This is a genomic window from Streptomyces aureus, from assembly GCF_001418135.1.
Lineage (GTDB): Bacteria > Actinomycetota > Actinomycetes > Streptomycetales > Streptomycetaceae > Streptomyces > Streptomyces aureus_A.
The window spans coordinates 1-13,064 of record NZ_LIPQ01000395.1 but is presented as its reverse complement, the minus strand read 5'-3'; the positions used below and the strand labels follow the sequence as shown (position 1 = coordinate 13,064).

The window sequence follows — 13,064 nt, the reverse complement described above, 5'->3', positions numbered from 1 at the left end:
TCGCCGCCGACGCCCATGCCCTCTACACCGGGCGCGTCGACGGGTTCACCGTCGTCGGCGTCGCCCACTCCCGGGCCGCCGCCGTGCGCCTGCTCGAACGGACACCCGTCGACCTGATCCTGCTCGACCTCTACCTGCCGGACGGCCACGGCCTCCAGCTGTTGCGCGCGCTGCGCGCCGCCGGGCACTCCGCGGACGTCATCGCCGTGACCTCCGCCCGCGACCTGGCCATCGTCCGCGAGGGCGTCTCGCTCGGCGTCGTCCAGTACGTCCTCAAGCCCTTCGCCTTCGCGACCCTGCGGGACCGGCTCGCCCGGTACGCCGAGTTCCGGGCGACCGCGGGCGAGGCGTCCGGGCAGGACGAAGTCGACCGGGCGCTCGCCACCCTCCGGGCCCCGCACCCCACCACCCTGCCCAAGGGCCTGAGCGCGCCCACCCTGGAGTCCGTCACCCGGACGCTCCGGTCCACCCCGGCCGGGCTCACCGCCGCCGAGGCCGGTGCGGCCGTCGGGATCTCCCGGATCACCGCGCGCCGCTATCTTGAGCACCTGGTGACCGAGGGCCGGGCGGTGCGCGCCCCGCAGTACGGTCAGATCGGACGGCCGGAACTCCAGTACCGCTGGCTCGACGGGCCCGCCCGCGGTCACTGATCGTCTTCCCCCCCGCCACCCGCGGTTACTGATCGGTTCCCATGTTCCTACGACTTCGCACGTTGGGGGAACGCACCGTAGCCCGCCGTCACCCTCCGCACCTACGTTGACCAGGTGCACCAACCCTCCCCACCCTTCAACGCCCTGGCCGCGCGGCGCCTCCGTGAGGGTCTCGGCATGACCCCCGGTCACGTCGCGTACGGCCTGCGCGCGCAGTACGGCCTCTTCGTCACGCCCGACGCCGTCGTCGCGTGGGAACGCGGCCGCGCCCTCCCGAACGAGCAGGAGCTCACCGCCCTCGCGGGCGTCCTGTGGTGTGCCCCCGCCGAGCTCATCGCCGCCGCCTCCACCCTCCGCGAGCACCGGATGGCGCGCGGTCTCGCCCCCGAGGAGCTGGCCCGGCGGGTCGGCGTCGCGCCCCACGCGTACCAGCGCATGGAGGACGAGGGCCGCTGGCGCGGCACCGAACGCCAGACGGCCGCCCTCGCCGAGGTCCTCGGTCTGGGCCCGCGCGCCCTGATCACCGCCACCGGCGGCGACGAGCGCCTCGCGGAGCTGCTGCGGGACGCCACCACCACCCATCGCTGGCAGGCGTACGTGAAACCGGCCGTGAAGATGCTGCCGCTTCCCCGGCAGACCCTGGAGTACGCGCTGCAGCGACTGCACACCGAGTACCACGCCCGAATGGCGGCGACCAGCAGCTGGGGCGCCTCGGCCGGCACCGGCGACGAGGGCCGCGCCTATCTCGACGACATCACCGGGCACTTCTGGGCCGCCGTCGGCGCCTAGCCGGCGCCTGGCCGGATCCCGGTCGACTCCCGACTCCCGACTCCCGCTCGGCTGCCGGTCGGCTGCCGGTCGGTCCCGGCAAGCTCCCTACGGGCTGCCGGAGCCCTGAATTCCGCACCCCGGCCCTTACCTTGGCGCCGTGAGACGACACATACCCTTCGAACGACTCCACAACTTCCGTGACCTGGGCGGCTACCGGACCGCCGACGGCGGGACCGTGCGGTGGGAGACCCTCTACCGCTCCGACTCCCTCGCCAAGCTCGCGGAAGCCGACCCCACCGATCTGGAGCGCTTCCGCGCGCTCGACGTGACCACGGTGATCGACCTGCGCTACCCGTGGGAGATCGCCGCCAAGGGCCGCCTCCCGGAGACCGAGGGCGTCTCCTGGCACAACCTCTCCATCGAGCACCGGCCCTACGACCAGGCGGAGATCGACCCGGACCTCGACCCCTGGCGCTACCTCGCCGACCGGTTCGCCGAGGTCGCCGAGGACGGCGCGGTGGAACTCCGAACGGCGCTGGAGGTCATCGCCTCCGCCGACGGCCCCCTCGTCTTCCACTGCGCGTCCGGGAAGGACCGTACGGGCCTGCTCGCCGCCGTCCTCCTCGCCCTCCTGGGCGTTCCGGACGAGGAGATCCTCGCGGACTTCGCGCTCACCGAGCTGGCCACGGAGCGGCTGATCGCCGACTGGCGGGCCTCCCACCCCGGCCGCGAACCGCGCTGGCCGGGCTACGGCCGGGCGCCCGCCGACATCATCCGGCTCTTCCTCGCGGACCTGCGCGCGCGGTACGGCTCCGTGGACGCGTACGTCACGGGCCACGTCGGGCTCGACCCGGCGGTGGTGACGGCGCTCAGGGACCGTCTGGTCGAGACGCCCTGACCGCACGTCCTCCACGGGGGCCGGGGGCCGTTCCGTACCGACGGCGTCCCTTCCCGGGCCGCCGGGATCAGTAGGATCTCGGCGGACGGACGGCGCTGCGGCGCCATGGGGGCTTGTGCCGTGGGGGGCCTGGGATGAAACCGCTCGACGACTCCGAGCCGACCGAGGTCGGTCCGTACCGGCTGCTCGCCGAGCTCGGCCACGGCGGCATGGGCCGCGTGCTCCTGGGCGCGGCCCACGACGGCCGGCTCGCCGCCGTCAAGCAGGTGCACGCCCGGTTCGCGTCCGACGACGACTTCCGGGCCCGCTTCCGCCGCGAGGTCGCCGCCTCCCGCAGGGTCTCCGGCGCCTACACGGCGGCCGTGATGGACGCCGACGCGGACGCCGCCCTCCCCTGGCTCGCCTCGGTGTTCGTGACCGGGCCCTCGCTGGGCGCGGCGGTGCGGGAGACCGGTCCGCTGCCCGAGGCCGCCGTACGCCGGCTCGCCCTGGGCCTGGCGACGGCACTGACCGAGATCCACCGGGTGGGGCTGATCCACCGCGACCTCAAGCCCGAGAACGTCCTGCTCGCGGAGGACGGGGTCCGGGTCATCGACTTCGGCATCGCGCGGGCCGCGGACCCGGGCGCCGCCGAGCCGACGCAGCTGACACAGACCGGCTGGGTCATCGGCTCGCCCCCGTTCATGTCACCCGAGCAGGCGGAGAGCCGGGAACTCACCCCCGCGAGCGATGTGTTCTCGCTCGGCGCCGTCCTCGTCCTCGCGCTGACGGGGGCGTCCCCGTTCGCCGGCTCCTCGACCTTCCAGACGCTCGCCAACGTGGTGCAGGGCGTCCCCGACCTGAGCGGGGTGCCGACGGGGCTGCGCGGGATCGTCGAGGAGTGCCTCGCCAAGGACCCGGCCGCCCGGCCCACGCCGGCCCGGCTGATCGGGCTCCTCGGCCCGGTCCCGCCCGCCGCCCGCGTCTGGCCCCCGGCGGTGCACGCCCTGGTGGCCGACCAGCAGGCCCGGATCGGCGCGTTGCTGGGCGAGGGGCCGGCCCCGACCCCGACGGTCGTCGTCGGGCCCCGCCCGGACGTACCCGTGACGCCCGCCCGGCCGGCCCCGTACCCGACCGCCCAGCCGACGGTCACGGCGCCCGCGCGGATCCCCGCGCCCGCCGCCGCGCCCTCGTACGGTCCCGCTCCTCAGGAGCCGCCGCGGCGGCGGCGCGCGAGAACCGTCGCGCTCGTCGCCGCGGGGCTGCTCGTCGTGGCGGGGACGGGCGTCGGCGGGTACTTCCTGCTGCGGGAGGACCCGGACACGGACAAGTACCGCTCGCTGCCCGCCTGCCAGGACGTGAACCTCGCACTGCCCTCGTACGAGCGGAACCCCGAGCGGGACTTCTCCGTCGCCCGAGCCGACGGCCCGGAGATCCGCTGCTCCTGGACCACCGGGAAGTCCGACGGAGCGAAGGCCGAGAGCGCCGAGGTCTGGTGGAACCTCAAGACCCCCACAGGAACCCTGGGCGAGGCGACGGACCGTCAGAAGACCGAGCACGCCGCGCAGTCGGACGGTGGCACCATGAACCCGGACATCGGCGACGAGGCGTACTGGGCGGTCCCCGCGCCGGGCGAGGGAGACTGCGTCCTGCGCCTGCGCGACAGCAATCTCACCCTGCGCGTCTCGGTGACGCTCAAGGTCAAGGGCGAGCCCGGGACGAACTGCCGGCCGGAGGCCGTGAGCATCGCCAGAAAGGCTCTCGACGTCCCGGTCCTGAGCCCCTGAAGCCCCTGAAGCCACTGGCTCCTTACCCGCTCCACGCTCCCCCGTTCCCCCGTTCCCGCTCAGTCACGCCGGTCGAAGGAGAAGAGCTGTCCGGCCGCGTCCGGAGTACAGGGCGCCTGGGCCAGCCGTGCCCAGGCTGCCTCGCGGTCGCCGACGACGGTGACACAGGTACCGGGCGTCGCGGAGCCGACCGGAACGATCCGGTAGCCGCGGACCGGACCGCCGGGGGCGCCGTGCGGCTCCAGGGCGAAGGCCTCGACCCGGCTGGGGTCCCCGCACTCGGAGTCCTCGTACGCGGAGTCGGGTATCCGGCCGCCGGAGGGTATGCCGGAGCAGCCGGGGCCGAAGTCGGGGTGGTCGGAGACGATCCTCCACCGGCCGGTGCCCACCGTGGCGAGGGAGTAGAGCGGGAAGTCCGACTCGGCGCACGGCACTTGATGGACCTGTCCGGTACGGGTGCCGCGCCGCTCGGCGAGGCAGAAGTCGGTGCCGGTCACCCGGATGCGTACGTCTCCCACGGCGGGGGCCACGGCGGTGGGGGTACGGGGCGGCTGACCCCCGGGGCCGGTGCCGCCGTCGCGGAGGAGGGCGACGACGCTGACCCCGGCGAGGACGAGCCCGGCGAGGGCGACGGTGGCGACGAGCCCGCGCCGTATGCGGGACGAGGGATCGGGACGAGTCCCGGACGGGGTGCCGGACGCACCGCCCTGCGACGACTCGGCCGCGGCCTCGGGCCCGGGCCAGGTGGGCGGCGGACCGACCGTCCCGGGCGTATCGGGCGCCACCGGCCTCCCCGCCCCGGGGCCGGGAGGCGCATGCGCACCCGTGCCCGCGTCCCGAGCCGTATCCCCAGCCGCGTCCGTCTCCGCGTTCGCGTCCGCCTCGGCAGCCCCGTACGCTCCCCGTCCCGCCAGCTGCGTCCGTACCGTCCGCCACTTCTCCAGCTCGGCCGGCGTCACCCCGCAGGCGCGGACGAAGGCGGTCAGCAGTTCCTCGCGGGGCAGGGTCGCGCGGGCCAGCATGTTCGCCACGGTGGACCGGGGCAGGACGTCCCCGCGTGCCTCCGCCCGGGCCGAGAGCTCGCGGTACGTCAGGCCCGACCAGTCCTTGAGGGCCTGGAGGCGCGCGAGGAACTCGGCCGGGGTGCGTGCCTCCCGTGGGTCAGGGGTGTGCCGCCCCGGTGTCATCCGTGCCTCTTCCCTTCGACCGAACCCACCGAACCATGCCGGACAGGGGTTGGGACATGTCCGGGACAAGCCTCAAGCCTTGTTGATCGCACGCTCCGGCTCAAGAGTGGAACCCGGCATTTCCAGGGGTGATGCCGAGCACAGCGGAGTGGCTCCGACCGTCCACGGGGGGACGGTCGGGGCCACTCGGGTGTGTCCGGGTCCCGACGGGAATCCGGGACGGGTCGGGACGGTGGTCCCGACGACAGGGCCTTGGGGACAGGTCCGCAGAGGCAGGGCCGCAGGACGGTCCGCAGAGGCGGGTCCGCAGAGGCAGGACCGCAGGACGGCCCGCAGGGGCAGGGCCGTAAGGCGGGCCCGTGAGGGCCGGATCCCGCGGACGCGGGCCGGCCGGACGCACCTGTCGGCGGGCGCTCTAGAAGACGGACTCCGCCTCGCGGATGCGGTCCTCCGGGACCGTCTTGAGGCGGGTGACCGCCTCGGCCAGCGGCACCATCTCGACGCCCGTGCCCCGCAGCGCCGTCATCCTGCCGAACTCGCCGCGGTGCGCGGCCTCCACCGCGTGCCAGCCGAAGCGGGTCGCGAGCACCCGGTCGTACGCGGTCGGCGTGCCGCCGCGCTGGACGTGGCCGAGGATGACCGGGCGGGCCTCCTTGCCGAGGCGCCGCTCCAGCTCGACGGCGAGCTGGTTGCCGATGCCCTGGAAGCGCTCGTGACCGAACTGGTCGATCTCGCCCTTCTTGTACTCCATCGAGCCCTCGACCGGATGGGCTCCTTCGGCGACGCAGATGACGGCGAACTTCTTGCCGCGGGCGAAGCGCTCCTCGACCATCTTGACCAGGTCGTCGACCTCGAAGGGCCGCTCGGGGAGGCAGATGCCGTGCGCGCCACCGGCCATGCCGGACTCCAGGGCGATCCAGCCGGCGTGGCGGCCCATCACCTCGACGACCATCACCCGCTGGTGGGATTCGGCGGTGGTCTTGAGGCGGTCCATCGCCTCGGTGGCGACGCCGACGGCGGTGTCGAAGCCGAAGGTGCGGTCCGTGGACGAGATGTCGTTGTCGATCGTCTTCGGGACGCCGACGACGGGCATGCCGGCGTCGGAGAGCATCCGGGCGGCGGTGAGGGTGCCTTCGCCGCCGATCGGGATGAGGACGTCGATGCCGTACTCGCGGGCCAGGTCGGGGGCGGATTCGGCGGCCTCGGCCAGCCGGTTCCGCTCCAGGCGGGCGGAGCCGAGGATCGTGCCGCCGCGGGCCAGGATGCCGCTGACGGCGTTGAGGTCGAGGGGTCGGTAGTGGCCGTCGAGGAGGCCCTTGAAGCCGTCCTCGAAGCCGATGACCTCGTCGTCGTGGCCGGTCAGCGCCCGGTGCACGACCGACCGGATCACTGCGTTCAGGCCGGGGCAGTCTCCGCCTGCGGTGAGGACTCCGATGCGCATCGTGCTGTGTCTCCTGCTCGGTCGCGTTCCGTTGTGAGCCAGAGCGATTCTCACACGCCCGGCGCGAGGGGTGCGCTCGTGGCCGCTCCGCGCGTCCCTCCCGGGGCGCTCCCGGAGGCCTTTCGTCCTGATGTCCCGGGCCCTTTGTCCGGCGGGCGACCTAACCAGCGGCGGGGGTATTGTCAAGGGGGTAATGCCGCCCTATCGGGGCTTTCTGAGCACAGTCGGTTGACGCGAGGGACGACGGCGTCGACCGGCGTACGGGCCGCGAGCGTGCCGCGAGGGCACCGCTCGCCCCGGCTCCGTGAGTCCCGTCTTCCGCAGGACTGGACAGGAGACCACGGCGTGACGCGCAGCGTGTACGTGACCGGGATCGACCGCGGTGACGGCCGCCAGGTCGTCGAGCTGGGAGTCATGGAGCTCCTCACCCGCCAGGTGGACCGGGTGGGGGTGTTCCGGCCGCTGGTGCACGACGGTCCCGACCGGCTCTTCGACCTGCTGCGCACCCGCTACCGGCTCTCGCAGGACCCCTCGACGGTCTACGGCATGGACTACCACGAGGCCTCCGCGCTGCAGGCCGAGCGGGGCACCGACGAGCTGGTGTCGCAACTGGTCGACCGCTTCCACGCGGTCGCCCGCGCCTACGAGGTCGTCCTCGTCCTCGGCACCGACTTCGCCGCCACCCAGCTCCCCGACGAGCTGGCGCTCAACGCGCGGCTCGCCAACGAGTTCGGCGCCTCCGTCATCCCCGTCGTCGGCGGCAAGGGCCAGTCGGCGGAGTCCGTACGGTCCGAGGCGCGCAACGCCTTCCGGGCGTACGACGGACTCGGCTGCGACGTGCTCGCGATGATCGTCAACCGGGTGGCGGGCGAGGACCGGGAGGCCATCGCCGAGCGGCTCACGGCCCGGCTGCCCGTGCCCTGCTACGTCCTGCCGGACGAGCCGGCGCTCGCCGCGCCCACCGTCGCCCAGATCAAGCACGCGCTCGGCGCCTCCGTGGTCCTCGGCGACGACGCGGGTCTCGCGCGCGACGCGCTGGACTTCGTCTTCGGCGGCGCGATGCTGCCGAACTTCCTCAACGCGCTGACCCCGGGCTGTCTGGTCGTCACCCCCGGGGACCGGGCCGACCTGGTCGTCGGGGCGCTGGCCGCGCACTCGGCCGGCACCCCGCCGATCGCCGGGGTGCTGCTCACCCTGAACGAGCGGCCCAGCGACGAGATCCTGACCCTGGCGGCCCGTCTCGCGCCGGGCACCCCGGTCATCTCCGTACCGGGCAACAGCTTCCCGACCGCCGCCGAACTCTTCGCCCTGGAGGGCAAGCTGAACGCGGCCACCCCGCGCAAGGCGGAGACGGCGCTCGGCCTGTTCGAGCGGCACGTGGACACGGCCGACCTCCTCAAGCGGGTCTCGGTGGCCCGCAGCGGCCGGGTCACCCCGATGATGTTCGAGCACGAGCTCATCGAGCAGGCGCGCGCCGAGCGGCGCCGGGTGGTGCTCCCGGAGGGCACCGAGGAGCGGGTGCTGCGCGCCGCCGACGTGCTGCTGCGCCGTGACGTGTGCGACCTGACGCTGCTCGGCGACGTCGAGGTCATCCGCAAGAAGGCCGCCGATCTGGGCATCGCGCTCGCCGGCACGCAGCTGATCGACCCGGCGACCTCGGAGCTGCGGGACTCGTTCGCCGAGAAGTACGCGGCGCTGCGGGCACACAAGGGCGTCACCGTGGAGCTGGCGTACGACGTGGTCTCGGACGTCAACTACTTCGGCACGCTGATGGTGCAGGAGGGTCTGGCCGACGGCATGGTCTCCGGTTCGGTGCACTCCACGGCGGCGACGATCCGCCCCGCCTTCGAGATCATCAAGACCAAGCCCGGGGGCCCCTCCCAGGGCGAAGCCTCCGGGGGAGCGTCGATCGTCTCGTCGGTCTTCTTCATGTGCCTCGCCGACAAGGTCCTCGTGTACGGCGACTGCGCGGTCAACCCGGACCCGAACGCCGAGCAGCTCGCGGACATCGCCGTCCAGTCGGCGGCCACGGCGGCCCGCTTCGGCGTCGAGCCGCGGATAGCGATGCTGTCGTACTCGACCGGCACGTCGGGCTCCGGCGCCGACGTCGACAAGGTGCGGGAGGCGACGAAGCTGGTCCGCGAGCGGCACCCGGAGCTGCGGATCGAGGGGCCCATCCAGTACGACGCCGCCGTCGAGCCCTCGGTCGCGGCGACGAAGCTGCCGGGCTCGGAGGTGGCGGGGCAGGCGACCGTGCTGATCTTCCCGGACCTGAACACCGGCAACAACACCTACAAGGCCGTGCAGCGCTCGGCCGGCGCCGTGGCCGTCGGCCCGGTGCTCCAGGGTCTGCGCAAGCCGGTGAACGACCTCTCGCGCGGCGCGCTCGTCAGCGACATCGTCAACACGGTCGCCATCACGGCGATCCAGTCCCAGGTCCCCGCCCAGGGTCAGGAGTTCCCCGCATGACCGCCCCCACCCCCGTTCCCAGCCGTGTGCTGGTCCTCAACTCCGGCTCGTCGTCGGTGAAGTACCAGCTGCTCGACATGCGCGACGACAGCCGGCTCGCCCAGGGGCTCGTGGAGCGGATCGGCGAGGAGACCTCGCGGCTCGTGCACACCCCGCTCCAGGGCGGTGGGGGCGAGAAGCGCGAGAAGAACGGCCCGATCGCCGACCACGCGGCCGCGCTGAAGGCGGTCGCGGAGGAGCTGGCGGCGGACGGGCTGGGGCTCGACTCCCCCGAACTGGCGGCGATCGGCCACCGGGTGGTGCACGGCGGGCTGCGGTTCACCGAGCCGACGGTCATCGACGACGAGGTGCTGGCGGAGATCGAGCGGCTCGTGCCGGTGGCACCGCTGCACAACCCGGCGAACCTGACGGGCATCCGTACGGCGACGGCGCTCCGCCCCGACCTCCCGCAGGTCGCGGTCTTCGACACGGCCTTCCACACGACGATGCCGGAGTCGGCGGCGCGGTACGCGATCGACGTGGAGACGGCCGACGCGTACCGGATCCGGCGGTACGGGTTCCACGGCACCTCGCACGCGTACGTGTCGCGGGAGACGGCACGGCTGCTCGGCAAGGAACCGGGGGAGGTGAACGTGATCGTGCTGCACCTGGGCAACGGCGCGTCCGCCTCCGCGGTGAGGGGCGGCCGGTGCGTGGACACCTCGATGGGCCTGACGCCGCTGGAGGGCCTGGTCATGGGCACCCGCTCGGGCGACATCGACCCGGCGGTCACCTTCCACCTCAAGCGGGTGGCGGGCATGTCGGCCGACGACATCGACGTCCTGCTGAACAAGAAGTCCGGCCTGGTGGGGCTCTGCGGCGACAACGACATGCGGGAGATCCGCCGCCGGATCGACGAGGGCGACGAGCGTGCGGCGCTCGCCTTCGACATCTACGTCCACCGGCTGAAGAAGTACATCGGGGCGTACTACGCGGTGCTGGGCCGGGTGGACGCGGTGGCGTTCACGGCGGGGGTCGGGGAGAACGCCGCCCCGGTGCGGGAGGCCGCGATCACGGGCCTGGAGGAGCTGGGGCTCGCGGTGGACGCGGACCTCAACGCGGTGCGGTCGGACGAGGCACGGCTGATCTCGCCGGACTACGCGCGGGTGGCGGTCGCCGTGGTGCCGACGGACGAGGAGCTGGAGATCGCGCGCCAGGCCTTCGCTCTGGTGGGCGGGGAAACACCCGCGGAAAGGCCCGGAGAAACCCCCGGAGAAACCCTCGGAGAAGTGAACGCCTGAGCGACCCCGCGCCCATTTGTACTTTCCGCCAGTCGGAATATTCCGCAGTGAAACAAACCGATAGGATCCGCCTCATGCGCCGTTCCAAAATCGTCTGCACACTGGGCCCCGCCGTCGACTCGTATGAGCAGCTGAAGGCTCTCATCGAGGCCGGTATGAACGTGGCCCGATTCAACTTCAGCCACGGATCCCAGGCGGAACACCAGGAGCGGTACGACCGCGTCCGGCAGGTCTCCGCGGACACCGGTCGCGCCGTCGGCGTGCTCGCCGACCTCCAGGGCCCCAAGATCCGTCTCGAGACCTTCGCCGAGGGCCCGGTCGAGCTGGTGCGCGGTGACGAGTTCACCATCACCACCGACGACGTCCCCGGTGACAAGTCCATCTGCGGCACCACCTACAAGGGCCTGCCCGGCGATGTCTCCAAGGGCGACCAGATCCTGATCAACGACGGCAACGTCGAACTGCGGGTCGTCGAGGTCGAGGGCCCCCGGGTCAAGACCATCGTCGTCGAGGGCGGTGTCATCTCCGACCACAAGGGCATCAACCTGCCCGGCGCGGCGGTCAACGTCCCCGCCCTGTCGGAGAAGGACGTCGACGACCTCCGTTTCGCGCTCCGCATGGGCTGCGACATGGTCGCGCTCTCCTTCGTCCGTGACGCCGACGACGTCAAGGACGTCCACAAGGTGATGGACGAGGAGGGCCGCCGGGTCCCCGTCATCGCCAAGGTGGAGAAGCCGCAGGCCGTCGAGAACATGGAGGCCGTCGTCGCGGCCTTCGACGCGGTCATGGTGGCCCGTGGCGACCTCGCCGTCGAGTACCCGCTCGAAAAGGTCCCGATGGTGCAGAAGCGCCTCGTGGAGATGTGCCGCCGCAACGCCAAGCCGGTCATCGTCGCGACCCAGATGATGGAGTCGATGATCACCAACTCCCGTCCGACCCGCGCCGAGGCGAGCGACGTCGCCAACGCGATCCTGGACGGCGCGGACGCGGTCATGCTGTCGGCCGAGTCCTCGGTCGGCGCCTACCCGATCGAGACCGTGAAGACGATGTCGAAGATCGTCGCCGCGGCCGAGGAGGAGCTGCTCTCCAAGGGCCTCCAGCCCCTGGTCCCGGGCAAGAAGCCGCGCACCCAGGGCGGTTCCGTCGCCCGCGCGGCCTGCGAGATCGCCGACTTCCTGGGCGGCAAGGCCCTGATCGCCTTCACCCAGTCCGGCGACACGGCCCGCCGCCTCTCGCGCTACCGCGTCCAGCAGCCGATCCTCGCCTTCACGACGGACGAGAACACGCGCAACCAGCTCACCCTGAGCTGGGGCGTCGAGTCCTTCGTCGTCCCGCACGTGGACAACACGGACGCGATGGTCGACCTGGTGGACGCCGAACTCCTGAAGCTCCAGCGCTACAACGCCGGCGACACCATGATCATCACCGCCGGCTCGCCCCCCGGCGTACCCGGCACGACGAACATGGTCCGCGTCCACCACCTCGGTGGCGGCGAGCGCGCCTGACGTCACGACGAAGCCCCCGTCCGCTCGGCGCGGAACGGGGGCTTCTTCGTACGGCTGCTGTCGTACGGCTGGTGTCGTACGGATCCCGGGGTACGGGGGTCAGTCGGGCTCGACCGTGTTGCGGAGGCCCGGGACCTTGAGGGTGCCGCCGAACTGTCCCGCCTGCTTGAGCTTCACCTGGGTGAAGAAGGCGAAGGGGACGTCCAGCGGGGGCGGGCTCTCCGGGCTGAAGGTGATCGGGATGATGCCGAAGAGGTTGCCCTTCAGCTCCTCCGTGTACATGGTCACCGTGCCGTTGGTGATGGTCGACGTCGAGCCCTTGTCGGAGCGGACGTGGCCCGTGCGGCCCTCGGAGTGGACCGTCAGCTGGTGGAGGTCCTTGATGTCGATACCGGTCGCGGTGAACTTCAGGACCTTCTTGAGCTTGCCGCTGCCCGTCTTGACCTCGACGATGCCGTGGTACTTGAGGCCCTTCAGGGTGAGCAGCGAGCTCTCCAGTCGCCACGGCTCGTCCGGGAGCAGCGGGATCCCCGGCTCCAGGTCGGCCGCCGCGAGCGCCTCGGGGTCCGGCTCGGGGCACGGGAACCGGGGCTTGGCGCCGTCGGGTATGGACTCGTCCTTCTTGGCCTCCAGGCCCTTGGCGCTCTCCGGCAGCTCCTGGACCTTCGCGCCGGCCTGGGCGGCGGCCTTCTCGATCTGCCTCTTCGCCGTCTCGGCGCCCGGGTCGGCGGTCGCCTTCGGAGCGGCGGTCGACTTCGGCGGAGTGGTCGCGGCCGGCTCGTCGGTGTCCGGCGTGTCGGCGGGGGACGTCGCGGAGGCGCTCGGGGCGGGTGCCTGGGTCGTCGGGGCCGCCGTGGTGGGCGTTTCCGTCGGCTTCGGGTCCGGGCCGTCGAACAGGTCCTTGAGCGCGTCACCGACGCCCAGCGGGTCGAGCGGGTTCTTCGACTTCGTCGGCGTGGGTGTGGCCGTCGGTGTCGGCGTCGCCGTCGGGGAGGCGGTGGTCTTCGCCTGTCCCAGCGTCTGCTCCGTGCCCGCCTGCCCGGTCTCCGTCGCGGTCGGCGTCGGGCCGGTGGGGGTCGCGGTAGCGGTGGGGGTGG

General features: G+C 72.7%; 10 protein-coding genes. 7 read left to right on the top strand and 3 right to left on the bottom strand.

The window, feature by feature from the left end:
- From AOK00_RS28630 to AOK00_RS28615, 4 genes are all read left to right on the top strand, one after another.
- A partial coding sequence (locus AOK00_RS28630) for a response regulator (RefSeq protein WP_055603146.1) occupies positions 1-650 on the top strand: 650 nt, incomplete at its 5' end.
- 177 nt (positions 651-827) lie between these two features.
- Positions 828-1,439, top strand: a complete 612-nt coding sequence (locus AOK00_RS28625) for a helix-turn-helix domain-containing protein (RefSeq protein ID WP_055603145.1) — start codon at positions 828-830, stop codon at positions 1,437-1,439.
- Positions 1,440-1,578: 139 nt separating this feature from the next.
- Positions 1,579-2,319 (top strand): tyrosine-protein phosphatase, encoded by a 741-nt coding sequence (locus AOK00_RS28620; protein ID WP_055603144.1) that lies wholly within the window; start codon positions 1,579-1,581, stop codon positions 2,317-2,319.
- 134 nt (positions 2,320-2,453) lie between these two features.
- Positions 2,454-4,085, top strand: coding sequence for a serine/threonine-protein kinase (locus AOK00_RS28615; protein WP_055603143.1), 1,632 nt, complete (start codon positions 2,454-2,456; stop codon positions 4,083-4,085).
- Positions 4,086-4,144: 59 nt separating this feature from the next.
- Here the strand turns inward: AOK00_RS28615 and AOK00_RS28610 are convergent, their stop codons facing one another.
- Together AOK00_RS28610 and AOK00_RS28605 are read right to left on the bottom strand one after the other, a co-directional pair.
- Positions 4,145-5,272 (bottom strand): helix-turn-helix domain-containing protein, encoded by a 1,128-nt coding sequence (locus AOK00_RS28610; protein ID WP_055603142.1) that lies wholly within the window; start codon positions 5,270-5,272, stop codon positions 4,145-4,147.
- 415 nt (positions 5,273-5,687) lie between these two features.
- Complete coding sequence (locus AOK00_RS28605) at positions 5,688-6,713, bottom strand: ATP-dependent 6-phosphofructokinase (RefSeq protein WP_030321192.1); 1,026 nt, start codon at positions 6,711-6,713, stop codon at positions 5,688-5,690.
- 345 nt (positions 6,714-7,058) lie between these two features.
- Here AOK00_RS28605 and pta point away from each other — a divergent pair, with 345 nt between their 5' ends.
- From pta to pyk, 3 genes are all read left to right on the top strand, one after another.
- The gene (gene pta / locus AOK00_RS28600) at positions 7,059-9,182 is read left to right on the top strand and encodes a phosphate acetyltransferase (protein ID WP_055603141.1); all 2,124 of its coding nucleotides are present in this window, start codon (positions 7,059-7,061) and stop codon (positions 9,180-9,182) included.
- The gene (locus AOK00_RS28595) at positions 9,179-10,462 is read left to right on the top strand and encodes an acetate kinase (protein ID WP_055603140.1); all 1,284 of its coding nucleotides are present in this window, start codon (positions 9,179-9,181) and stop codon (positions 10,460-10,462) included. The genes pta and AOK00_RS28595 overlap by 4 nt, the downstream gene beginning before the upstream one ends.
- Positions 10,463-10,536: 74 nt before the next feature.
- The gene (pyk, locus tag AOK00_RS28590; protein ID WP_055603139.1) at positions 10,537-11,967 is read left to right on the top strand and encodes a pyruvate kinase; all 1,431 of its coding nucleotides are present in this window, start codon (positions 10,537-10,539) and stop codon (positions 11,965-11,967) included.
- 99 nt (positions 11,968-12,066) lie between these two features.
- Here pyk and AOK00_RS28585 read toward each other — a convergent pair.
- A partial coding sequence (locus tag AOK00_RS28585) for a hypothetical protein (protein ID WP_055603138.1) occupies positions 12,067-13,064 on the bottom strand: 998 nt, incomplete at its 5' end.

Coding starts and splice junctions, on each gene's coding strand:
- AOK00_RS28625 (WP_055603145.1), top strand. CDS start 828: ATGACCCCCGGTCACGTCGCGTACGGCCTGCGCGCGCAGTACGGCCTC.
- AOK00_RS28615 (WP_055603143.1), top strand. CDS start 2,454: ATGAAACCGCTCGACGACTCCGAGCCGACCGAGGTCGGTCCGTACCGG.
- AOK00_RS28610 (WP_055603142.1), bottom strand. CDS start 5,272: ATGACACCGGGGCGGCACACCCCTGACCCACGGGAGGCACGCACCCCG.
- AOK00_RS28605 (WP_030321192.1), bottom strand. CDS start 6,713: ATGCGCATCGGAGTCCTCACCGCAGGCGGAGACTGCCCCGGCCTGAAC.
- AOK00_RS28595 (WP_055603140.1), top strand. CDS start 9,179: ATGACCGCCCCCACCCCCGTTCCCAGCCGTGTGCTGGTCCTCAACTCC.
- pyk (WP_055603139.1), top strand. CDS start 10,537: ATGCGCCGTTCCAAAATCGTCTGCACACTGGGCCCCGCCGTCGACTCG.